This is a genomic window from Kitasatospora sp. NPDC127060 (assembly GCF_042724935.1).
Lineage (GTDB): Bacteria > Actinomycetota > Actinomycetes > Streptomycetales > Streptomycetaceae > Kitasatospora.
Genome location: NZ_JBHXEG010000012.1, coordinates 1 through 22,381 on the forward strand (window position 1 = coordinate 1; position 22,381 = coordinate 22,381).

Annotated in this window: 20 protein-coding genes; 8 read left to right on the plus strand and 12 right to left on the minus strand. The window is 74.6% G+C overall.

Going from position 1 to position 22,381, the window contains the following annotated elements:
• Positions 1–69: 69 nt before the first annotated feature.
• The gene (locus ACFWIS_RS09760) at positions 70–1,092 is read right to left on the minus strand and encodes a transglycosylase SLT domain-containing protein (protein ID WP_380451162.1); all 1,023 of its coding nucleotides are present in this window, start codon (positions 1,090–1,092) and stop codon (positions 70–72) included.
• Between the two features lie 49 nt (positions 1,093–1,141).
• Positions 1,142–2,002, minus strand: coding sequence for a helical backbone metal receptor (locus tag ACFWIS_RS09765; RefSeq protein ID WP_380451160.1), 861 nt, complete (start codon positions 2,000–2,002; stop codon positions 1,142–1,144).
• Between the two features lie 142 nt (positions 2,003–2,144).
• Between ACFWIS_RS09765 and ACFWIS_RS09770 the strand changes: the two genes are divergently transcribed.
• From ACFWIS_RS09770 to ACFWIS_RS09780, 3 genes are read left to right on the plus strand one after another with little or no spacing between them, the layout of a single operon-like run.
• Positions 2,145–3,230: an ABC transporter substrate-binding protein gene (locus tag ACFWIS_RS09770; RefSeq protein ID WP_380451158.1), complete on the plus strand. Its 1,086-nt coding sequence runs from the start codon at positions 2,145–2,147 to the stop codon at positions 3,228–3,230.
• 3 nt (positions 3,231–3,233) lie between these two features.
• Positions 3,234–4,322 (plus strand): FecCD family ABC transporter permease, encoded by a 1,089-nt coding sequence (locus ACFWIS_RS09775; protein WP_380451156.1) that lies wholly within the window; start codon positions 3,234–3,236, stop codon positions 4,320–4,322.
• Positions 4,319–5,176 carry an ABC transporter ATP-binding protein gene (locus tag ACFWIS_RS09780; RefSeq protein ID WP_380451154.1) on the plus strand — a complete coding sequence of 286 codons (858 nt, stop codon included), beginning with the start codon at positions 4,319–4,321 and terminating at the stop codon, positions 5,174–5,176. The genes ACFWIS_RS09775 and ACFWIS_RS09780 overlap by 4 nt, the downstream gene beginning before the upstream one ends.
• Here ACFWIS_RS09780 and ACFWIS_RS09785 read toward each other — a convergent pair.
• The 4 genes from ACFWIS_RS09785 to ACFWIS_RS09800 all read right to left on the minus strand — a co-directional run bounded on the left by ACFWIS_RS09785 (position 5,170) and on the right by ACFWIS_RS09800 (position 9,958).
• Positions 5,170–6,129 carry an L-tyrosine/L-tryptophan isonitrile synthase family protein gene (locus tag ACFWIS_RS09785; protein ID WP_380451152.1) on the minus strand — a complete coding sequence of 320 codons (960 nt, stop codon included), beginning with the start codon at positions 6,127–6,129 and terminating at the stop codon, positions 5,170–5,172. The two genes, ACFWIS_RS09780 and ACFWIS_RS09785, sit on opposite strands and share 7 nt — an antisense overlap.
• Before the next feature lie 103 nt (positions 6,130–6,232).
• Positions 6,233–7,567, minus strand: a complete 1,335-nt coding sequence (locus ACFWIS_RS09790; protein WP_380451150.1) for a cytochrome P450 — start codon at positions 7,565–7,567, stop codon at positions 6,233–6,235.
• A 148-nt stretch (positions 7,568–7,715) separates the two neighbouring features.
• Positions 7,716–9,092 carry an MFS transporter gene (locus ACFWIS_RS09795; RefSeq protein WP_380451148.1) on the minus strand — a complete coding sequence of 459 codons (1,377 nt, stop codon included), beginning with the start codon at positions 9,090–9,092 and terminating at the stop codon, positions 7,716–7,718.
• A gap of 263 nt (positions 9,093–9,355) precedes the next feature.
• Positions 9,356–9,958 (minus strand): sigma-70 family RNA polymerase sigma factor, encoded by a 603-nt coding sequence (locus ACFWIS_RS09800; protein WP_380451146.1) that lies wholly within the window; start codon positions 9,956–9,958, stop codon positions 9,356–9,358.
• 16 nt (positions 9,959–9,974) lie between these two features.
• Between ACFWIS_RS09800 and ACFWIS_RS09805 the strand changes: the two genes are divergently transcribed.
• A complete protein-coding gene (locus ACFWIS_RS09805; RefSeq protein WP_380451144.1) occupies positions 9,975–10,259 on the plus strand; it encodes a zf-HC2 domain-containing protein in 285 nt (94 codons plus the stop codon).
• Between the two features lie 315 nt (positions 10,260–10,574).
• Here the strand turns inward: ACFWIS_RS09805 and ACFWIS_RS09810 are convergent, their stop codons facing one another.
• The gene (locus tag ACFWIS_RS09810; RefSeq protein WP_380451142.1) at positions 10,575–11,489 is read right to left on the minus strand and encodes a hypothetical protein; all 915 of its coding nucleotides are present in this window, start codon (positions 11,487–11,489) and stop codon (positions 10,575–10,577) included.
• Between the two features lie 347 nt (positions 11,490–11,836).
• Between ACFWIS_RS09810 and ACFWIS_RS09815 the strand changes: the two genes are divergently transcribed.
• A complete protein-coding gene (locus tag ACFWIS_RS09815; protein ID WP_380451140.1) occupies positions 11,837–13,132 on the plus strand; it encodes a cytochrome P450 in 1,296 nt (431 codons plus the stop codon).
• A 120-nt stretch (positions 13,133–13,252) separates the two neighbouring features.
• Here ACFWIS_RS09815 and ACFWIS_RS09820 read toward each other — a convergent pair whose 3' ends face one another.
• Positions 13,253–13,948, minus strand: a complete 696-nt coding sequence (locus ACFWIS_RS09820) for an MBL fold metallo-hydrolase (RefSeq protein ID WP_380451138.1) — start codon at positions 13,946–13,948, stop codon at positions 13,253–13,255.
• 276 nt (positions 13,949–14,224) lie between these two features.
• On the opposite strand from ACFWIS_RS09820, the gene ACFWIS_RS09825 reads away from it, so the two are divergent.
• Positions 14,225–15,619, plus strand: coding sequence for a CoA transferase (locus ACFWIS_RS09825; RefSeq protein ID WP_380451136.1), 1,395 nt, complete (start codon positions 14,225–14,227; stop codon positions 15,617–15,619).
• 70 nt (positions 15,620–15,689) lie between these two features.
• Positions 15,690–16,319: a DUF6461 domain-containing protein gene (locus ACFWIS_RS09830; RefSeq protein ID WP_380451134.1), complete on the plus strand. Its 630-nt coding sequence runs from the start codon at positions 15,690–15,692 to the stop codon at positions 16,317–16,319.
• Positions 16,320–16,378: 59 nt separating this feature from the next.
• Here ACFWIS_RS09830 and ACFWIS_RS09835 read toward each other — a convergent pair whose 3' ends face one another.
• The gene (locus ACFWIS_RS09835; RefSeq protein ID WP_380451132.1) at positions 16,379–16,978 is read right to left on the minus strand and encodes an HdeD family acid-resistance protein; all 600 of its coding nucleotides are present in this window, start codon (positions 16,976–16,978) and stop codon (positions 16,379–16,381) included.
• Between the two features lie 153 nt (positions 16,979–17,131).
• On the opposite strand from ACFWIS_RS09835, the gene ACFWIS_RS09840 reads away from it, so the two are divergent.
• Entirely contained in the window at positions 17,132–19,120 is a 1,989-nt protein-coding gene (locus tag ACFWIS_RS09840) for an NAD-binding protein (protein ID WP_380451130.1), read from the plus strand.
• 220 nt (positions 19,121–19,340) lie between these two features.
• On the opposite strand, the gene ACFWIS_RS09845 is transcribed toward ACFWIS_RS09840, so the two are convergent.
• From ACFWIS_RS09845 to ACFWIS_RS09855, 3 genes are all read right to left on the minus strand, one after another.
• Positions 19,341–20,126 (minus strand): enoyl-CoA hydratase, encoded by a 786-nt coding sequence (locus tag ACFWIS_RS09845; protein ID WP_380451128.1) that lies wholly within the window; start codon positions 20,124–20,126, stop codon positions 19,341–19,343.
• A 295-nt stretch (positions 20,127–20,421) separates the two neighbouring features.
• Complete coding sequence (locus ACFWIS_RS09850; protein ID WP_380523802.1) at positions 20,422–21,135, minus strand: GntR family transcriptional regulator; 714 nt, start codon at positions 21,133–21,135, stop codon at positions 20,422–20,424.
• Positions 21,136–21,249: 114 nt separating this feature from the next.
• Positions 21,250–22,344, minus strand: coding sequence for an enoyl-CoA hydratase/isomerase family protein (locus ACFWIS_RS09855; RefSeq protein WP_380451124.1), 1,095 nt, complete (start codon positions 22,342–22,344; stop codon positions 21,250–21,252).
• Positions 22,345–22,381 lie beyond the last annotated feature (37 nt).

A 22,381-nucleotide genomic window follows, 5' to 3' on the forward strand; every position in this document is an offset into this window, starting at 1 on the left:
GCACAGGGCCCGGGACGCCACTCGCGTCCCGGGCCCTGTGCCGTCCGGCCCCGCTGGGGGCGGAGTTCGTCAGCCGGCCTGGTTCCAGGGCTGGGAGGCCATCAGCGCCTTGACGTTGGAGACGTACTTCGGGTTCGGGATGTCCAGGCTGCCGACGACCGCGCCCGTGGTCGGGTCGGTGACGGTGTTGTAGTGGACGTTGCCCGCGCCGGCGTTGTACGCCGAGACGACGAGATCCAGCAGCGGGGTCTTGCCGGTGGCCGGGTCGGGGGAGAGGTCGTACGTGCCGCCGAAGGAGGAGTCGCCGTAGTAGGCGATCAGCCAGTCGAGCAGCTGGGCGCCGAGCTGGACGTTGCCGGCGAGCGTCTTGGGGTCGGAGGTGGTGCCGTACTTGCCGTTCATCCAGGCGACGGTGTTCGGCATGACCTGCATGGTGCCGATCCCGCCGTCGCAGGCGAGGATGCCGGACTGCCAGCCGCTCTCCTGCCAGGCGATCGCCTTGACCAGGTTGACGGGCAGCGGCGGGAGCCTGTCGGTGCCGCCGGAGCTGAGGTTGAGCACCCGGGACTGGCCGGCCGCCGAGCTGAGCGCGGTGGCGACCGAGGCCTTGGGCTCGTCCGGCTGGGGCTTGCTGGGCTGGCAGCCGCTCTGCAGCGGGGGTACGTGGCCGGCCGGCGGCGCGGGCGGTGCCGGGAGGGCGACGGCGCCGGGCTTGGCGGACGGCACCGGGGCGGGGATGGCGGGCTTCTCGACCGGCGGCTGGGTGGCGGGCGCGCCGGCCGCGTTGGCGCCGGCGCCCTTGGCGTTGCTCGGCTGGGCGTTGGACGTGGCCTTCGCCGACTTGCTCGGGCCGGCGCTCGGGCTGTGTGAGGCGTCGGGGCTCGCGGAGGCCGTGGCGCTCGGTGACGCGGCGGCGGACGGGCTGGCGCTCGCGGTGTCGCCGGGTGTGGCGGTGGCCGCCGTGAGCGTGGTGGGCGGCGCCGCGTCCGGGTGCTTGTCGGCGCTCTTGGTGCCGCAGCCCGCCAGGACGGCGGTCGAGACGGCGACGACGGACACCAGGACGGTGGTCCGCCGGGTGGAGCTCGACTTCATCTGTGGTCCCCCCACTTGTCACCGGTGATCCCGGAGAGTGGCGGTCATCCTATGGCGCGGTGGTTCCGCCCTGGACGAACGGGTGGTCGATCGCCTGCCGGAGGACGGTCGGAGCGGTCACGAGGGACGGTCCGTACCAGGTCAGGTGCCGTCCGCTGACCAACGCGGCGGGGACGCCGGGGAACGCCTCCGGGCCGTCCTCGGTGGTGAAGCGGTACGGCTCGTCCGGCAGCACCACCAGGTCCGGCCGGCACGCCCGCAGTTCGGGCAGCGGCAGGGCCGGGTAGCGCTCGGGGTGCCCGGCGTGGACCAGCCGCAGGCCGAGCCGGTGCAGGAGGTCCCCGGCGAAGGTGTCGCGGCCGAGAACCATCCACGGGCGGCGCCAGATCGGCACGATCGCCCGCGGGCCGTCCGCCGCCGGCCGGACGTCGCGCCAGGCCGCCTCCGCCTCGTCCAGCCAGGCCGGCCGGGGCAGCCGGCAGGCGACGGTGAGCAGCCGGTCCAGCGAGCGGAAGGCGCCGTCCAGGGTGCGGATGTCGGTGACCCAGACCGGCACCCCGGACGCCCGCAGCGCGTCCAGGTCGGGGCGGCGGTTCTCCTCGTCGTTGGCGATCACGAGGTCCGGGGCGAGCGCGAGGACACCCGGCAGGTCGGGGTTCTTGGTGCCGCCGATCCGGGCCGCGGCCAAGTCGGCCGGGTGGCTGCACCAGTCGGTGACGCCGACCAGCAGTCCGGGCGCGGTGGCGGCGACGGCCTCGGTCAGCGAGGGGACCAGCGAGACCACCCGGCGCGGCGCGAGCGGGCCGAGGCGCACGGGCAGGCCGAGGTCGTCACGTGCGTCGGCCGGGTCGGTCAGGTCGGCCGGGTCGGTCGAGCCGGTGGGGTCGCTCGGGTCGGTGGGGTCGGCCATCCGGCCACCCTACGCGCGGCGCCCGCGTGCGGGGACGTCAGGAAGACCCGGAAGTCCCGGGAACCCGGCGCGGGCCGGGTCCGACTACCTGTCCGGGTCCGCAGCACGGGCTCCAGCACGATCACCGACCAGGAGAGTCCTCATGCGCCCTCGCGTCGTCTGCGGTATCGCGGCCGCCGTCGCTCTGTTCGCCACGGCCTGCGGAAGCGGCGGAAGCGTCGGTGGCGGCACCGGCGCCGCCATCACCGCCCAGCCAGGCCCGGCCGGGAGCTACCCCGTCACGGTCGCCGACTGCGCGGGCAAGGAGACGACCATAGCCAAGGCCCCGGCCAGGATCGTCACCAGCAACGCGGCGAGCCTGGAGATGCTGCTCCAACTCGGCGCGGGCGACCGGGTGATCGGCACCGGCTTCCCGCCCGGCAAGGGCACCCTGCCGGCGGCGCTGGCCGAACAGGGCGCCAAGGTGCCGGTGCTCGGCGACAGGACCGTCCCCAAGGAGAAGCTGCTCGGCTCCGGCGCCGACCTCTACGTCGACACCTTCGGCGCGATGCCGATGATGGGCGGCGCGACCGGGCCCACCGAAGCGGAGTTCGCGGCGGCCGGCATCCAGCACGTCTACCTGCTCTCCACCGCCTGCGCCGGCACCCCGAAGGCCGCCACGGCTCCGCGCACCGATCTCGCCGGGGTCGAGGAGGACATCCGCCGCCTCGGCGCCGTCACCGGCACCGGCGCCCGTGCCGAGGAACTCGTCACCGGGATGGAGAAGCGGATCGGCGAGGTCCGCACCGCGCTCGTCGGCGTCCCGGAGGACGAGCGGCCCGGCTACTTCGTCTTCGACTTCGACGCCGGGACGAAGCAGCCGACGGCCGTCTGCGGCCGGCAGGTGGCCAACGCCGTCATCACCCTGGCCGGGGCCCGCAACGTGTTCGCCGACTGCGACGCCGACTTCAAGCCCGGCTCCTGGGAGGACGTCGTCGCCAAGAACCCGGACTGGATCCAGCTGGCCGTGCGAAACCGGGGCAGCGAGGAGGCCACCCGCAAGGCCTTCGACGACGCAGAGGCGTTCCTGGGGGGCTTCCCGGCGACCCAGGGCCTGAAGGCCGTCCAGGAGGGCCACTTCGTGCGGCTCGGCTCCGAGATGACCACCATCGCGGGCGTGCGCAACGCCGACGCGGTCCGGCAGATCGCCGCCACCATCCACCCCGATCTCGTCAAGAACGGCCAGTAGAAGGTGACTTCGGCAGCCCGAGTCGAGTCCCCGGACGCCCGGTGCCCGGCCCGCACCCTGCGGGCCGGGCCGCTGGCCGGGGCGCTCGCGGTCGTCCTGGTGCTCGCGCTGACCGCCGCCGTCTCCTTCGGCTCGGTCGACATCCCGCCCGGCGAGGTCTGGTCGGTGGTCGTCCACCATCTGACCGGCCGAGCCCCCGAACCCGGCACCCGCGACCTCATCGTCTGGCAACTGCGCGTCCCGCGTGCCCTGTTGGCGGCCGTGGTGGGTGCCGGGCTCGGCCTGGTCGGCACCGCCGTCCAGGCCCTGGTCCGCAACCCGCTCGCCGACCCCTACCTGCTCGGCATCTCCTCCGGCGCCTCGCTCGGGGCGGTCGCCACCATCGTCCTCGGCACCGCCTTCGGCCTCGAACTCTCCTTCGGCAGCGCGCTCGGCCTCACCGTCTCCCTGGCGGCCTTCGCCGGTGCGCTCGCCGCGTTCTCCCTGGTCTGGCTGATGGCCCGGCGCGGCGGCGGCTTCTCCCCGCTGCGCCTGGTGCTGGCCGGCATCGGCATCGCCCAGTTCCTCGGCGGCCTCACCAGCTACCTCGTCCTCCAGACCAGTGACGAGCAGCAGACCCGGGGCGTGCTGTTCTGGCTGATGGGCAGCCTCGGCGGCGCCGTCTGGGCCCAACTCGCCATCCCCACCGCCGCTGTGGCGCTCGGGCTGGCGCTGCTCCAGGCCCGCGCCCGGGGGCTCAACGCGATGCTGATGGGAGACGAGACGGCCGTCGGACTCGGCGTGGACGTGGCCCGGCTGCGCCGCGAGGTGTTCGTCGTCACCAGCGTGCTCACCGGGGTGCTGGTCGCGGTCTCCGGGGCGATCGGCTTCGTCGGACTGATGGTGCCGCACGTCTGCCGGCTGCTGGTCGGCGGCGACCACCGGCGCCTGCTGGCGCTGTCCGCCCTCACCGGGGCGGTGCTGCTGACCGTCGTGGACACCGTGGCCCGCACCGCCCTGGACGGCCAGGAACTGCCGATCGGCGTGGTCACCGCCGTCCTCGGCGCCCCCACCCTGCTCTACCTGCTGGACCGACGACTGGAGCGCAGTTGAGGATCGCCGTCGAGGATCTGAGCGTCGCCCTGGCCGGCCGCACGGTGGTGGCCGGGGTCCATCTGGTCGCCGAGGAGGGGGAGATCGCCGGGCTGGTCGGGCCCAACGGCAGCGGCAAGTCCAGCCTGCTGCGCACCGTCTACCGGCACCTGCGGCCGAGCGCCGGGAGAGTCCTGCTGGCCGGGCGGGACCTCGCCGGGCTGCGCCCCGCGCAGTCCGCCCGGCACATCGGGGCCCTGCCCCAGGAGCGCGGCGGGGACTTCGAGTTGAGCGTGCGCGAGGTGGTGGCAATGGGCCGCACCCCGTACAAGCGGGCCTTCGCGGTCGACGACCCGCAGGACCACCGGATCACCGCCGAGGCACTGGACCGGGTCGGCATGAGCGGGGCCGCCGACCGGCGGTTCGCCCAACTGTCCGGCGGCGAAAGGCAGCGGGTGCTGCTCGCCCGCGCGCTCGCCCAGCAGCCGGACGTCCTGGTGCTGGACGAGCCGACCAACCACCTGGACGTCCGGCACCAGGTCGAACTCCTCGCCCTGCTGCGGGAGCAGCGCCGCACCACACTGGTCGCGCTGCACGACCTCAACGCCGCCGCCTCGGTCTGCGACCGCCTGCACGTGCTGCACCGCGGCGCCCTGGTGGCCTCCGGGGCGCCGCGGGAGGTGCTGACCGCCGAACTGCTGGCGGAGGTCTTCGGCGTCCGCGCCGCGGTGGTCGAACACCCGCTCACCGGTGACCCGTTGATCGCCTTCGACCACCGCTCCCCGGCCGGCGCCGCTGCTCCGCAGCCCGGCGTTCAGCAGCAGCCCGGGGCACAGCGGCAGCCCGTGGTTCAGCAACGGCCCGTGGTTCAGTAGGCCTGGTAGTGGCTCGGCCGGCCCTCGCGCAGGACCGGCCGACCGAGCCGCGCCGCCTCCTCGCTGCGCCGCAACTCCCAGCCGCTGTCCGCCCGGTGGAGCACCGCTGAGTGCCAGGGCGTCATCCAGGCGTCGGGTGCCGACAGCAGCCGGATGCCGAACTTCGGCGCGCCGGCCGGCTGCGGGTGGATCGACAGCCGCACCGACCGGGGGTGCTGCTCGGCGATCAACTCACCCCAGGCACGGCTGCGCTGGATCACCCCGTAGGCGCGGCGACGGCAGTCCCGCTGCAGGGCGGAGCGGGTGCCGGGGAAGTCCACGGTGTCCTCGGTGAGGAACCGGGTGATGCCGCGGTAGAGCCGCAGGGTCTCCTGCTCGGTCACCACCTGCTCGCGCAACTCCTCGACGCTCGGCGCGTACCGCTCGTGCACCAGGGCGCGCTTCTCGTCGTACGGCAGGTCGCCGAGCACCGCCCGCAGGTCGAAGGTGCCCAGATGGCGGAGGCCCTCGCGCCGGATCATCGCGGTCAACTCGTCCGAGTACTCGTCTATGTGCTCGTCGGGGACGTTGATCAGGTCGCCGAAGACGTGCCCGTCGGAGCAGATCAGGATCCGGGCGCCGGGCCGGTGGATCCGGCCGATCCGGCCGCAGAGGTCGTCGAGGAAGGTCAGGGACAACCGCTCGCCCTCGTCGGGTAGATGGCCGAGCACCTTGGCCGGGTTCGGCGACTTGCAGGGGAAGCCCGGCAGGGTGAACACGATCGGCTCACCGGCCTCGATGTAGTCCGCCAACTGCGCGAGCTGGAAGGGGAAGTGCTCGGGCCGGGCGGCGAACTCCGGGTCCGAGGCACGACGGTGCGGAAGCAGCAGGCCCAGGACGCGGGCGGCGAGCTGAGCGGGCGACTGCTGCTCGGAGGCACTGGTGACGACGGGGGCGGTGCCGACGGGCGGCATGATGGATCTCCTCCACGGATGGTGACGGGCTGGTGGATGACGGGCGGGCCGGTGTGCGGCCGCACTGGAGTTCAGCGGCCTCGGTGTGCGGCTGCGCCGGGGTTCAGCTGCGCCGGTCGTAGGCGACCGGCAGCCGGTTCACCCCGCGGGCCAGGACGGCGGGGATCCAGGCGAGTTCGTCCAGGCCGGCCCCGGGCGTACCGCTGGGGCGCAGTCCGGGCAGCCGGGCGAGCAGGGTGCCGACGGCGATCTGGAGTTCGGCCCGGGCCAGGGCGGCGCCCGGGCAGTAGTGGATGCCGTGGCCGAAGGCGAGGTGGGCGTTCGGGGTGCGGTCGAGGTCCAGGCGGTCGGCCTCCGGGAACTGCGCGTCGTCGCGGTTGGCGGCGCAGAGCGAGACGATCACCGAGTCGCCGGCCGGCACGGTGGTGCCGAACAGCTCGCTGTCCTCGGCGAAGAATCGCCAGGTGGTGAGCTCGAACGCGGCGTCGTGGCGGAGCAGTTCCTCCACCGCCCGGGCCAGTCGGCCGGGCTCGTCGAGGCCCGCGCGCAGTGCGTCGAGCTGCTCGGGGTGGCGCAGCAGGGTGATCAGCATGGTGGTGATCTGGTTGGTGACCGGCTCCTGCCCGGCGACCAGCAGCTGGAACACGATCGAGTCGAGCTCCTCGCGGCTCAACTCGCCCGCGTCGTGGGCGGCGACGAGCCGGCCGAGCAGGTCCTCGCCCTCGTCCCAACCGGCGGAGCGGGAGTCGGCGCGCTTGCGGGCGACCACCTCGGCGATGTACGTCTGCAGCCCGCGCAGTCGCGCCTCGTACGCCGGCCGGCCCGGGTCCCGCGGGCCGACCGGCTGCACCACCTTGCCCCAGTCCCGGTCGAAGCGGGCGGCCAACTCGGCAGGCAGGCCGATGACGTCGGCCAGCACCCGGAAGGGGTAGTGGGCCGCGAAGCCCGCCACCAGATCGGCGCCGCCGACGGGCGGCAGTCCGTCCACCAGTTGGTCGGCGAGTTCCTGCAGCCGCGGCCGCAGCGCCTCCACCCGGCGCGGGGCGAAGGCGTCCAGCACCAGGCGGCGCATCACGGTGTGCTTGGGCGGATCCTGGTGCAGCAGGTGGACCTGGAGCTGGGAGTGCTGGGGCTCGGGCATGATCGACGCGAGCCGACGCCAGTTGTCGTTGCCCAGCGCGTGGTTCTTGCCGAGCCGGGCGTCGTTGAGGGTCGCGTGGGCGGCCTGGTAGCCGGTGACCAGCCAGGCGTGGATGCCGCTCGGGAACTCCACCCGGTGTACCGGCCCGGCCTCGCGCATCCGGCGGTAGAGGGGGTAGGGGTCGGTCTTGTAGGCGGAGCCGTGCAACGGGACGGGGCTGGGGAGCGGGTCGAGGCCGTAGTTGTACGGGCAGCACGCGGCCTCGGGCGCGGCCGGGGTGCGGGTGACGTCGGTCATGGGTGTGCTTCCTCCGGTGAGGCGGATGAGTCTGTGGGGTCTGTTCGGCCCGGCTCCCGGGGGTTCCCGGGACTCAGGGTTCGGGGCTCAGGGCTTGGGGCTGAGGGCTTGGGGCTCAGGGTTCCGGGCTCGGGTTCGGGTTCGGGGTTCAGGCCTGCGGACGGCGGCGGTGCAGCGCCAGCAGCGGCACGGCGGTGGCGGCGACCGCGGCGGCCAGGGCGATGCCCACATGGGTGCCGGTGGTGGCGCGGTCGCCCGCCAGGGCGGCGGCGGTGGCCAGGGCCGGGCCGAGGGCGAAGCCCAGGCTGCGGGAGAGCTGGACAGCGGAGCCGGCGGTGGCGAGCTTCCCGCGGGGGGAGGCGGTCATCACCAGCGCCTGGGTCGGGCCGCCGTTGAGGCCCATGCCGGCGCCGGCCAGGGCGAGCCGGGCGGCGATGTCCACGCTGGACCAGCCGGTGTCCACCGGGACGAGCAGCGCCAGGCCGCAGGTGGTGACGGCGGCGCCGGTGAGCGCCGTCGGTCGGGCGCCCCAGCGGTCCGCCAGCCGCCCGCCGACCCGTCCGGCCAGCACCATGCCGAGCGGGAAGGCCAGCATGGTCAGCGCGGTGGCGGTGGCGCTCTCGCCGTGCGGGCCGCGCAGGTGTTGGACCAGCAGGTACTGGCAGGCCGCGAAACCGGCGGCGAGCGCCAGCACCGAGGCGTTCACCCCGGTGGTGCCGGCGGCCCGCAGCACCTCGGCGACCGGCCGCCCGCCCGGGCGGCGCAGCCACAGCAGCACCAGCGGTGCGGCGGGCAGCGCGAGCAGCAGCCACTGCGGGGCGGTCGGCGTGAGGGTGAGGCCCAGCAGGACGGCGGCCATCGCCGCGCCGATCAGGGCGGCGTCGCCGATCGAACCCCGTTCGGGCAGGCGCAGCCGACCGCTGCGCGGGGCGTACCGGCGCACGATCAGGACGGCGACCAGGCAGACCGGCAGCTTGACCAGGAAGACCGCCCGCCAGCCGAAGTGGTCCAGCAGCAGGCCACCGAGCACCGGGCCGGTGACGGCGCCCAGCGGCCCCAGCGTCGCGGGCACGCTCATCGCCCGCCCGCGAAGCTCGGGCCGGACGGAGGTCGCGGCCAGCACCGGCATCAGCACGAACAGCACGGCCCCGAAGGCGCCTTGCAGCAGCCGCGCCGCGATCAGCCAGCTCGCCCACGGGGCGAGGGCGGCCAGCACGCTGCAGCTCGCGAAGCAGCTGACCGCGAGCAGCAGCGCTGGTCGGGTGCCGACCTGGTCCAGCCACCGGCCTGCGGGCAACAGCAGGGCTATCAGGGGGAGTTGGTAGCCGAGCGCGGCCCACTGGGCGACCCCGGCGGAGACGTGCAGGCCGGCGGCGAGATCGGTGAGTGCCAGGTTGACCACGTTCATGTCGAGCATCGCGACGAACGAGAGCAGTCCGGCGGCAACGACCAGGCTCCACCGGTCCACCGGTCCGATCTGACCGGTGATCAGATGAGCGGTGGGCGAGGGGTCTTGTGCGCGCATGAAGGTCCTCCGTTCCCCCGTTGCCGTACCGGCACCGCCTCGGCGGCGGCGTCCGGTACAGCAGTCGGGGGCGGGAGGGCTCCGGTTCCGAACACTTGGGGGATTTTTCCGGACGGGCGGCCGACGGCGAACGGATGACAGAAGTTGAAATCTGTCATCTGTCATCTGAAATCTGTTCGCCGTCAGTTGTCCGCGTGCCCCGGCGTGCCCCGCAGCCCACCGCCGCCCACCGCCGCCCCCCACTCGGCGGCGCAGGGCGCCGCTCAGCAGGCCGCCGCGAGCTCCCCGGCCTCGGCCGCCCGCAGGCGCGCTATCAACTCCTCCCGCGCCCGGGCGACCCGCGAGCGGACGGTGCCGACCGGGCAGCCGGCGACCTGGGCCGCCTCGGCGTAGCTCAGGCCGACCACCTGGGTCAGTACAAAGGCCTCCCGCCGCTGCGCGGGCACCCGTTCGAGCAGGTCCCCGAGGGCGATCCCGTCCTCGAACCCGGCCGCCGGGGTACCGCCCTGCCGTTCCGCCGCCTCCTGCCAGTCCGGCAGTGCGGCGCAGCGCGGCCGGGCGGCGGCCATCCGGTACCGGTCGATCACGGTGCGCCGGGCGATCGACAGCAGCCAGGTGCGAGCCGAGGAGCGGCCGGCGAAGGCGGGCAGCCCGCGCAGCGCCCGCAGGAAGGTCTCCTGGGCGAGGTCGTCCGCGGACTGGACGTCGGTGAGGTGGGCGACGAAGCGCCAGACGTCCCGCTGGGTCGCCCGGACGAAGGCCTCGACGTCCGCCGCCCGGCCCGAGCGGGCGGTCAGCGCGAGCGCGGTGAGCTGGTCGTCATCCACGGCGGCCGCCGACCCGGCCGGCCCCGGCCTGATCGCCATGCAGGACGATGGTGGTATGAGATGCGCGCAGTTCCGTACCGCTCTGTCCGCCCGGCTCGACGGCGAACCGAGTGGCCTGCCCGGTGCCCGGCTGGACAAGCACCTGGCGCGCTGCACCGGCTGCCGGGACTGGCTGGACCGTGCCGACCGCCTGCGCGCCCAGGTACGGGCCGCCGCCGTCGAGGGGCCCGCACCGGAGTGGGCGGCCGGGCTGTCGGCCCGGCTGGGTCTGGACGGTCCGGGTCTGGGCGGTCCGGGTCTGGGCGGTCCGGGCAACGTGCCGGAGGCACCGGAGCGGTAGGACGCTGGCGCCGGTGGGAACCGGTGCGCGGTCGAAGTGAGGCATGGGAAGGTCCCGTGGGGAAGGCGAGGGGCGGTGCCGCGCACGGCGGCACCGCAGGCGTCCATGGGCCGGCCGCGTGGCGCGCCGCACCTCCCGTGGGGATGGCGGCGGACGCGGGCCCGGGCCCGAGCCCTGTCGGCGCGGCGGTGCGGGGCGCGACGGCACTGGAGTGACGGCGCGGGGCACGACGGCGCGGCAGGGCGACCTACCCGACGCCGCGGTCCCGGCAGGCGGCCGGAGTCCGGCCGGAGGGGGAGGAGCGCGTCGGGCGCGTCAGCAGGCGAGGGCGAACGCCGGCGGCCCGCGCCGGACCACGGCATGCGTGAGCAGCACCGACCGGGGCAGCCGGGCCGGCCGGTCGGCCGACCGGGGCGCGGCCGGCGGCCGGTGCCCGAAGGGCCGCGCGGCCAGCGTCAGCAGCGGGAGCAGTAGCGCCCCCGCGACGACGCCCCCGAGCGCGGCGAGCAACTCGAAGACCCGGACCAGCGCGGCATCGCCGCGCCAGAGCAGCAGCGCACAGGCGAGCGCCGCCAGCAGGTGGGCGAGGGCCATCCCCGGCGACATGCCGTGGGACATCCCGTGCGCCATTCCGCCGGTCATCCCATCGGTCATCCCATCGGACGTTCCGGGAGACATCCCGCCGGTCATCCCGTGGGCGGCCCCCGTCGGCATGACGTGCGACGTGCCGGTCATCCCGGGCAGCCCCACGTCCATGGCCGTTCCATCGGCCGGCCCCGCCGTCCCGTGGTGCATCCCGGCCATCGGGTGCAGACGGTCGGCGGCCGGCGGCACGTCCGGGTCGATGCCGGCCATCCGCGCCAGCTCGACGGGGGAGAGCCCACCGGCGGTCCGGTCCGGGTTGCAGAGCAGCAGCGCGGCCCAGTCCGTGCCGGCCAGTTGCCGGAGGCCACCGCCGCCGCGGCCGAGCGTCCCGGCGTGTTCGAACAGCAGGTGCAGCGCGCTCTGCGCCGCGACCATCCAGACGCTGATCACCCCGAGTCCGCGCCGCTTCCCGGCCAGCAGCCAGGTCAGTGCGAGGACGGCCCCGAAGGCGCCGAGCAGTACCGGCGGGGAGGCTCCGGCCCCGGCCATGGCGACGTGCGCCGTGGCGGCCAGCGCCACGCACAGCGCGGCGAAGACCGCGGCGCGCAGCAGGCGGATCCGGTCGGTCATCACGATGGCACTCATCGTCGCACCCGCCACGGCCCGCCCGTACCGCACCCTCCGGTGATGGCCGGTTCCGGTCCGTGAGAACATGCCCGGCCCGTCAGGTCGGCGGATCAGCCGCTTGTAGCACGGTTTCACGCAGTAATCGATCCGGCTTGACACACGCACCTCCTGCTCACTAAAAGTGCACACTCGGCCACGGATCGTGCGTGCCGGAACGAATCGGGGTCAGTCCGAACGATTCGGAACGATTCCGAGCGGAGGCGCTGGACGGCGCCCGAGCGGAGGCACCGGAACGGCCGGGCACCGGAACCGCCGGAGACCGTGAGCGCCGGAGACCGTAAGCACCGGAAACAGGAGGCACGGCCATGGACACCCCGACGCAGCCCGGTACCCCGACGCAGCCCGGTACCCCGACCGAGCTCGGCACCCCGACGCCAGGCACCCCCGACCTCGCCGACCCCCGCTTCTGGCAGCTGCCCGCCCCCGCCCGCGCCGCCGCCTTCGCCGAACTGCGCCGCCGTCCCGCCCCGGTCTACTTCGGCGACCGTGCCACCGGCCGGGGCTTCCACGCCCTGGTCCGGCACGCCGACGTGGTCGAGGCCAGCCGCACCTCCGCCGTGTTCCGCTCCGGCCCCGGCGTCACCACCCCCGAACCGGCCCGGTGGGTGCGGCTGCTGTTCGGCGACTCGATGGTCAACCTCGACGACCCCCGGCACGCCCAACTGCGCCGGATCGTCTCCCGGGCCTTCACCCCGCGCCTGCTCGGCCGGGTCGAGGAGGACGTCCGGCGCATCTCCGCCGCCCTGGTGGACGGGGTCGAGCGCGAGCGGCCGGAGGACTTCGTCGGCGCGGTCGCGGGCGAACTCCCGTTCCAGGTGATCTGCACCATGATGGGCGTCCCGGAGCGCCCCCGCCGCACCATCCTCGAACTGGTCAACCGCACCTCCGAGGACGTCGGCGTGGGCCGCCCGCTGCGCCGCCGGTTCCGGATGCCCGGGCGCGGGCTGGCGGCGCTCGCCCGGATGCAGGGCATCGTCGCCGCGATCGGCCGCGAGCGCCGCCGCCGACCCGCCGAGGACCTGATCTCCGCCCTGGTCACCGCCGACCTGGACGGCCGCCGGCTCACCGGCCGCGAGCTGGGCGCCTTCTTCTCCCTGCTGCTGGTCGCCGGAGTCGAGACCACCCGCAACGCGCTCGCCCACGGGCTGCACCTGCTGACCGTGCACCCCGGGCAGCGCGCACTGCTGCTGGCCGACCTGGACGGACGGCTCGACGGCGCGGTGGACGAGATCGTCCGCCACTCCACGCCGATCGTCCAGTTCCGCCGGACCGTCGCCGTCGACCACGAGCTGGGCGGCCCGGGCGGCCCGCTGCTGCGGGCGGGGGAGAAGGTCGCGCTGTACTACGGCTCGGCGAACCGGGACGAGACCGTCTTCCCCGACCCGGAGGCCTTCGACATCAGCCGCACCCCCAACCCCCACCTCGGCTACGGCGGGGGCGGACCGCACTACTGCCTCGGCGCGCACCTGGCCCGGCAGGAGATGAAGGCGCTGTTCCGCGAGCTGTTCACCCGGCTGCCCGGGGCGCGGTCGGTCGGCGAGCCGGTGCTCGCCCCGTCCAGCTTCGACCACCGGGTCCGCTCGCTGCGCTTCACCTTCTGATCCAGCCGGGCCCGCTGCGCCCCTGCCGTTTCCATTGCCGTTCCGTCGGAGCCGGTCGGAGCCGGCCGGAACCGGTCGGAAACAGCCGGGGCCAGCCGGGGCCGGCCGGGACCATCGGCGCTAGACGGACAGCTCCCACACCGCGTGGTCGTGCGCGAACATCACCTGCCGCGGCGCGTGCTCCGTGACCTGGTCCAGCCAGGGCCGGTAACCGGGCAGCGGCGCCGCGACCCCCTCCCGTGCCGCCTGCCGCGCCAGCACCGCCTGCCCGTACTCGGAGGCGAAGTCGTACGCCTGCCCGGCCAGCAGCACCGTGCAGTCACCCAGCCGCTCGACCAGCAGGGACTGGTGACCGGCGGTGTGCCCGGGGGTGGGCAGCACCCGGACGCCGGGCCAGACCTCCACCTCGCCGTCGAGCTCGCGGTGCACGGCGCCGGGGAAGTCGACCAGCCCGTCGATGGTGTGGCCGCCGCGCCGGGCGGCGGCCAGTTCGCCGGCCTGGACCAGGACCGGCGTCCCGGCGAACAGCGGGTTGCCGCCGCAGTGGTCGAAGTGCAGGTGGCAGTTGACCACCAGGTCGATGTCCGCGACCGCGACGCCGGCTGCGGCGAGCGCCTCCGGCAGCGGGCGGCGGACCGGCCGGTAGTGGGCCTCGGTCTCCGGCGAGCCGGCGCCGATCCCGGTGTCGAACAGCAGCAGCCCGTCCGGGCTCCGGACCAGGTACGCGAGCACCGGCTCCACCCGCGGTTCGGGGCCGCCCACCTCGGTGGCCGGCCGGACGATGTAGCCCAGGTCGAGACGGCGGATCGTGTGCATGTGGCCCCCTTGCGGCTCAGCCCCGTGCGGTGGCCGAGTCGGCCGCCGTTCGCACCCTATCCGGCGGTCGCGCGCCCCGGCGGACGTCCACCCGACTGCCCGTCAGATCTACACCCAGCTAAGGGAATCCAGCCCGGCGGGGCCGTCGGACGGGGTGCGGGCCGCTGCCGGCGCGCGGCCGTGTGGGGCGACGCGCGGTGGCGTGCGGCGGTGTACGGCAGTGCGCGGTGGCCTGCGTCACGGCGAGCACGCCGGATGCGGAGCACAATGCCCGGCATGACCGATCGTCCGACACCGTCCGAGCACGGGCCCGCCGACCGCCCCACCGCCGATGTCTGGGCCGCCCTGGGCGGCCCGGCCGACCTACTGGACCGGGTGGCCTTCCACGGTCCGAGGGACGGCCTGCCCTCCGGCCTCCCGGTGGGCCGGCTCGCCCGGGCCACCGTGGCCGCCTGCTCGTTGGCGGCGGCCGAACTCGCCGCGCACCGCGGCGGCGGGGCCGTCCCCGCGGTCCGGGTGGACGAGGGGGCGGTCGCCACCTCCTTCGTCAGCGAGCGGCACCTGGAGATCGACGGCCGCAAGCCGGTCGGTTTCGCCCCGCTCTCCGGTTTCTGGCGCACCGCCGACGGCTGGATCCGCACCCACGCCAACTACCCGCACCACCGCGACCGGCTGCTCGCCGTCCTGGACCTCGCCCCCGACGCCGGGCCCGAGCAACTTGCCGAGGCGCTCGGCAAGCTGCCGGGCGAGCAGGTGCAGGAGCGCGCGTACGAGGCGGGGGCGCTCGCGGTAGCGGTCGCGCCGGTGCGTGCGTCCGTACACCCCCTTGTGGAGCGCAGGGAGATCGGCACCGCGTCGGCCCGCCCGCTCGCCGCCGCCCCGGCGGACCGGCCCGCCGCCGGGATCCGGGTCCTCGACCTCAGCCGGGTGATCTCCGGACCGGTCGCCACCCGTACCCTCGCCCTGCTCGGAGCCGACGTGCTGCGGATCGACTCGCCCCGGCTGCCCGAGGCCGAGGACGCCCACACCGACACCGGCTTCGGCAAGCGCTCCACCCGCCTGGACCTCGCTGACCCGGCCGATCGCGCCACCTTCGAGCGACTGCTCGACACCGCCGACGTCGTCGTCAACGCCTACCGCCCCGGCTCGCTCGACGCCCTCGGGCTGGCCCCCGAAGCGCTGTTCGCCCGCCGGCCCGACCTGATCCTGGCCCAGATCTGCGCCTGGGGCTGGACCGGTCCGTGGGCCGGCCGCCGCGGCTTCGACAGCCTGGTCCAGGCCGGCGTCGGCATCGCCGCCCACGAGGCCGGCCCCGACGGCCACCCCGGCGCGCTGCCCGCCCAGGCCCTCGACCACGGCACCGGCTACCTCCTCGCCGCCGCCGTGCTGCGCGCCCTCACCGAGCAGCGCACCCACCGCCCCGGCGGCCGCCACCTGCGCTTCTCCTTCGCCGGCACGGCCTCCTGGCTGCTGCACGGCATCCCCGCCGAGCCGACGGACCCGCCGCGCCGGGATGCCGGCCGGTACGAGGCGGCGCGCTGGCTCACCGAGACCGACTCGGCGTACGGGCGGCTGCGGTACGCCCTGCCGCCGATCGGCTACGCCGGCGCACCCACCGACTGGGACACCCCGCCCGGGCGTTGGGGGACGGACGCGCCGGTCTGGCGCTGAGCCGCCGGGGCGGCGGACCGATCACGGGGCCGGGGCGCCGGCTGTCGGTGGGGTCTGACAGCATCACCGCATGACCGCCGCACACGCCACCGACTACACCTGGTTCGAACAGCGCTACCCCGTCCTGGGCGAGGCCTACTGCCTCACCCAGGTCCAGCGGACGGCCGCCGACGAACTGCTGCGCCGCTTCGACGCCCTGACCGGCCGGGCGGTGACCGGGCTGGAAGCGGTGGTCGCCGTCTGGGAGACCTTCGACGACGGGGAGGACGAGGAGCTGTTCGACCTGGACGAGGACCGGCTGCTCGTCGCCGTCACCGAACTCGACGGCTGGGCGCTCGCGGTCGAGCCGTACGGCTACCTCGGCAGCCTGCCCCAGGTCATCGCCCGCCTCGCCGAGGGCACCCGGCTGGTCTCGCACTTCCGGAACGCCAACGCCGTGGACCACTTCAACTGGTGGGAGCAGGGCGCCTGCCGGCTGCAGTTCGAGCCGCTCTTCGCCGACCAGCGGCACGGTACGGACGCCGACGCCCCAGGCGTCCCCGAGCTGCTGACGGCTTGTGGCTTCCGGCTGGACGGCGAGCGCGGCGACCTGCACACCGAGGCCGCGTTCGCGCTCGCCGAGCGGCTGACCGAGGTGCGGCTGGACCCGGCACGGCTGGAGGCCGCCACCTTCCGGCTCGGCTACGCGCCCCGCCCGTAGCGGGGTGGCGCGTAGCGCGGGACTCGGTCGGTGGCGGCCTCCGGACGGGCGGCGGCGCGTCAGACCCCGGACGGGATCTGCTTGGCCCGGCCGCGGACCTGGATGGCGGTCGCGATCTCGACCACGCCCAGGACCACCAGCCAGCACCCGGCCAGCACGGTCAGCGCCGTGATCGAGCCGACCGGCCAGACCATCAGCAGCACACCGGCCAGGGTGTTGGCCACGCCCGCGAAGGCCTGCCAGCCGCGGGCGGGCATCAGCGGGTCGGAGATCGCGGCGGCGAGCTGGGTGATACCGCGGAACAGCCAGCCGATCCCGATCCAGAGCGCGAGCAGCAGCAGCGACTGCACGGCGCTGCGGAAGCAGAGCAGTCCGAGCAGCACGCTGATCGCGCCGCTGATGAAGGCCAGCACCCGCAGCGCGGTGGTGGTGTGGGTGCCGAACGCGGCGACCAACTGCACGATGCCGATGACCAGCAGGTAGAGGCCGAACAGGACGCCCACCACCAGCAGGGTCTCGCGAGGCCAGGCGAAGACGACGATCCCCAGGGCGAGCGAGGCGACGCCGGCGGCCAGCAGGACCTGCCAGGCGGCCTTGGCGAGCAGGCCGAGCGGGCCCTGCACCGGGGTGCCGTCGGGGGTGATGATCGGAGGGGCCACGGCGGCGTACTCCTCGGGGTCGGGGGGCAGAGAACGGCCTCAGCCTCCGTGTGCCGTCGTCAGTCCGCACGCTGGGTACGTACGTTCGAGTGATGCCGCTCGGCTGCCGGAATGACATCCTCCGGACACTTTTCGTCGATATCATCCGGCGGTATGACTTCTGAAGGGTGGGGGACCCCTCCGGTCGAGCCGATCAGCCAGCACTACATCGTCTGCGGGGGCAACGCACTGGCCCACCGGCTGATCCTGGAGCTCGTCGAGCACTACGAAGTCCCGGTCGTCGTCCTGGTCACCGATCGCACCCGCGACCACGCACCGCAGATCGAGCAGATCGCCGGCGTCGCGGCCGTCGTCGAGTATCCGAACATCACCGAGGAGGCGCTGCGTGCGGTGTCCATCGGCACCGCCCGGGGCCTCGCCCTGGTCGAGGGCAGCGACCAGGAGAACATCCACGCCGCGCTCAGCGCCCAGGGCCACAACCCGGACATCCGGATCGTCTTCCGGATGTTCAACCAGCGCCTCGGCGAGAACATCGAACGGCTTCTCAGGAACGGGGCCGCGCTCTCCGGTTCGGCCACCGCCGCCCCGGCCTTCGCGGCCGCCGCGCTCGGACGGCCCAACTCGGTCGAGATCGGTGGCCGTTACCTGCACATCGCTTTCGACGACGCCATCACCTCGGACCGGATCTGCGTGGTCGCCGACCACATCGACCGGCAGGACCTCAGCAAGATCCGACTGCTGCCCGAGCAGGAGGGCGACTCGGCCGAATTCGTCCGGCTCGCCCGTGAGTTCGGCGACGACGGGCCGGTCCGGCCGGGCGGGGCGCTGCGCGAAGCGGCGCCGGAGCGGGGGCCGGTGTCGGGGACGGGGACGGGGTCGGGGTCGGAGTCGGTGCCGGCGCCCGGGACCGATCCCGGGCCGGAATCCGGACCCGAGCCCGGAGCCGGAAGCGAGGTCGGGACCGAGGTCGGAAGCGAGGTCGGAAGCGAGGCCGGAACCGAGGTTGGGACCGAGGGTGAGCCCGGAGCGGAGACGCCGCCCGGCGGGATCGCGGCGTTGCAGGCGATCAGGATGGAACCCCGGGAGCCGACCAACTGGGTGCGCCGACTGCGCTGGCGGCTGCTCGACACCATGCGCTTCTTCACCAGCGCCCGGATGCGGCTGGTGCTGCTCACCGCGCTCGCCGCGGTGCTGATGGCCTTCAGTGTGCTCTGGTACCTCAGCCGGGACTTCGGCTGGACCGTCTACATCTCCCTGCTCGACCTGGCCGGCGCCGCCCAGCCCGACCAGCAGGCCGACATCGCCGCCGGGACGGGGACGGGCGGCCTCTGGCAGCGGGTCGCCCAAGTGGTGATCACCATCTGCGGGATCACCTTCGCGCCGGTCGCCACCGCCATCGCGGTCGAGGTGCTCGGCTCCGGGCGGCGCGGACTGCCCCGCAACCCGAGCGCGGGCACCCGGGACCACGTGATCGTGGTCGGGCTCGGCAACGTCGGCACCCGGGTCGCGACCCTGCTGCACGAGATGGGCGTGCCGGTGGTCTGCATGGAGCGGGACCCGCAGGCCCGCGGCATCGCCGCCGCCCGGGCGCTCGGCATCCCGGTGGTGCTGGGCGACGGACCGTTCGAGGAGCAGCTGCGCCGGGCCCGGCTGAAGCACAGCCGGGCGGTGGTCGCGGTCAGCGGGGACGACGCCACCAACCTGGAGGCGGCGCTGGAGGCGCGCCACGGCAACCCCGACGTCCGGGTGGTGGTCCGGCTGTTCGACGACAACTTCGCCGGCCACTTCTACAGGACGCTGGACAACGCGGCCTCCCGCTCGGTCTCCTACCTGGCCGCGCCCGCCTTCGCCGCCGCACTGATGGGCAGTGAGGTGCGCGGGACGCTCTCGGTGTTCCGGCACGTGCTGCTGATCGCGGAGCTGACGGTGGAGGACGGCAGCGGGCTGATCGGTCTGAACCGGCACGACCTGGAGGACCCGGGCGGCGTCCGGGTGATCGCCGTCCGCTTCGCCCGCAGCAACCAGCTGCACTGGGGCTTCGCGGACCGCACCCGGCGGCTGGCCCCGGGCGACCGCATCGTGGTGGCCGCCACCCGCATCGGGTTGGCGAGGCTGAACACGGTGCTGGTCGAGGAGGGGTGACGGTCGGCAGCTGCCGCCTGCCGCCTGCCGCCTGCCGCCTGCCGCCTGCCGCCTGCCGCCTGCCGCCTGCCGCCTGCCGCCTGCCGGCGGACAGGTAACAACTGACAAGTAACAGCAAACAGCTGACAGCGAACAGATTTCAGATGATGAAATCTGTTCGCTGTCAGCTGTCTCTACGCCGGCTACAGCATCGGCCGCTATGCCGGCCGCAACGCCACCGTCAGCGGTTCTCGAACTTCGGCGCCCGCTTCTCGGCGAAGGCTGCCATGCCCTCCTTCTGGTCCGCCGTGGCGAACACCGCGTGGAACAGCCGGCGCTCGAAGCGGACGCCCTCGGCGAGCGTCGTCTCGAAGGCGCGGTTGACGCTCTCCTTGAGCATCACCGCCGCCGTGGTGGACATCCCGGCGACGGTCTCGGCGGTGGCCAGCGCCTCGGTGAGCAACTGGTCGGCCGGGACGATCCGGGCGACCAGCCCGGCCCGCTCGGCCTCCTCGGCGCCCATCATCCGGCCGGTCAGGCACAGGTCCATCGCCTTCGCCTTGCCGATGGCACGGGTGAGGCGCTGGGAGCCGCCGATGCCGGGGAGCACCCCGAGCTTGATCTCCGGCTGCCCGAACTTCGCGGTGTCGGCCGCGATCAGGATGTCGCACATCATCGCCAGCTCGCAGCCGCCGCCCAGTGCGAACCCGGCCACCGCCGCGACCACGGGCTTGCGCAGCGCGCCGAGGCGGTCCCAAGGGCCCAGCCAGTCGTCCAGGTAGACGTCCGGGAACCGGTTGCCCTGCATCTCCTTGATGTCGGCGCCGGCCGCGAAGGCCTTCTCCGAGCCGGTGATCACCAGGCAGCCGATCTCCGGGTCCCGGTCGAACGCGGTGGCGGCGGCCACCACCTCGTTCATCAGCTGGGTGTTCAGCGCGTTGAGCGCCTTGGGCCGGTTGAGCGTGATCAGCCCGACCCGACCCTTGCGCTCGACCAGGATCGTCTCGTAGCCCTCGGTCTCGGTCATCGCCGTACTCCCATTCCGCTGCTTGGCCGTTCCGCTGCTCGGCCGTTCCACTGCGCGGCGCCGCGCGGGCGCGCCCTGACCACCCAACGATCTACGACGTGCCCGGTCCCGCGCCAGTCTTGGTATGCGAGACGCCGGTCACCAGACCGGGTGGCCGGTCCGCGGAGTGGCGAGGAGGTCGGGACCGGACGCCGTGCGTACGGGGTGTCCGGCTGCGGGGGCACGTCGAGCCGGAGCTGCTGGCCGTGAAGCCGGTCGAGCTGGGACACGGGTGGTTCCCCGTTCACCGGCGCGCTCAGGCGGAGCGGTCGGCGTACTCCAGGACGTGCTCCGCGAGCAGCCGCCCGACTTCCGGATCCCGCCGCCGGAAGGCCTCGATCAACGGCAGGTGGTCGGCGGCGTTCTCGTGCAGCTCCGGCCGGACCCGGTGCAGCGACAGCACCGTCCACACCTCGACGCCCAGGCCCTCCCAGGTCCGCAGCAGCGTTCCGTTCCCGGAGGCCGCGACGATCTCCCGGTGGAACGCCACCCCGTGCCGGGCCTGCCCGAGGGTGTCACCGGCTGCGGCGGCCGCCGCCGTCAGCTCGGCGTGCCGTTCCAACGCCCGGGTGTCCCCGGCCAGTCGGACCACCGCCGCCTCGGCGGCCGGCCGCTCCAGAGCCGCCCGTACCTGGTGGACCTCGCGCAGCTCCGCCGGGCCGATCTCGCGCACCCGGACGCCCCGGTTCGGTTCGGCGTCCAGCAGTCCGAGGGTTTGCAGCGAGCGCAGCGCCTCGCGCACCGGCGCCTGGCTGACGTTCAACTCGGCCGCCAGGCGGCGCTCGACGATCCGGTCCCCGGGCTGCCAGCGGCCGCCCAGCAGGCCCTCCAGCAGCAGTCCGCGCACCTGCTCGCCGAGCGGCACTCGGGACAGCGGGTCGGTGTTCCCGGCCGGCGCCGTCGCGGCCGGCGCCGTCGCGGCCGGCGCCGTCGCGGCCGGCGCCGGCGTGGTCGGCGTCGGGTGGCTCATGGCGTTCTCCAGGCTCTCGGGTCAGGGTCGGGTCGGCGGGGTCACGGGAGTCGCGGTCACAGGAGTCGGGGGCACAGGAGTCGGCGGGGTCGGCGCGGTGGGGGTCGGGCGCGCTCAGGCCAGGCCCAGCTCGTCGTCCTCGCGCGGGGCGAGGAAGCGCGCGACGTCGGCCGCCGTCACCCCGGCCAGGGTGCGCGGCGACCACTGCGGGGCGCGGTCCTTGTCGATCACCTGGGCGCGGATGCCCTCGGCCAGGTCGGGACCGTCCAGCGCGGCGCAGGAGATGCGGTACTCCTGGTCGAGCGCGGCCTCCAGCGAGGGCAGGGTACGGGCCCGGCGCAGCGCGGCCAGGGTGACCTTGACGGCGGTGGGGGAGTTCCCGAGGATCAGCTCGGCGGACTCCTTCGCCTCCGGCACCCCGGAGTCGAGCAGGCGCTCGACGATCTCCTCGACGGTGTCGGCCGCGTAGCAGGCGTCGATCCAGTCACGCTGCCCGGCGAGCCCGGCGGCTGCGGCGGCAGTCGAGGCTGCGGATCCGATGGGCGGTGCGGGCTCGGCCTGGGCGGCGACGGTCGCGGCCGGGTCGGCGCTGTCGGCGAGGGCGTCGAACAGCTCGGGCAGCCGCGCGGACGGGACGAAGTGGTCCGCGAAGCCGCACAGCAGCGCGTCGGCGGGGCCCATCGAGGCGGAGGTCAGACCGAGGTGGGTGCCCAACTCGCCGGGGGCGCGGGCGAGCAGGAGGCTGCCGCCGACGTCCGGGACGAGTCCGATCCGGGTCTCCGGCATCGCGATCACGGAGCGCTCGGTGACGATCCGCACAGCGGCGTGGGCGGACAGGCCGATGCCGCCGCCCATGGTGATGCCGTCCAGGACGGCGACGAACGGCTTCGGGTAGCGGGCGATCAGGGCGTTCAGCCGGTACTCGTCGCGGAAGAAGGCGCGGGTACCGGCCCCGCCGGCGGTGACGTCGGCGTGCATCGCCCGGAGGTCCGCGCCCGCGCACAGGCCGCGCTCCCCGGCGCCGGTCAGGACGACGGCGCGCACCCGGTCGTCGGCGGCCCAGGCGTCCAGGGTCGTGCGGATCGCGGTGATCATGCCGTGGGTCAGCGAGTTGAGGGCCCGCGGGCGGTTCAGCGTGATCCGGCCGAGGCCGCCGTCGCCGTCCAGGACCGCCAGGACCTCCGCCGCCGCGCTCGTCTCTGCGCCCATCGGAACCGCTCCCGTCCCCTCGGTGATCTCGCCTTCC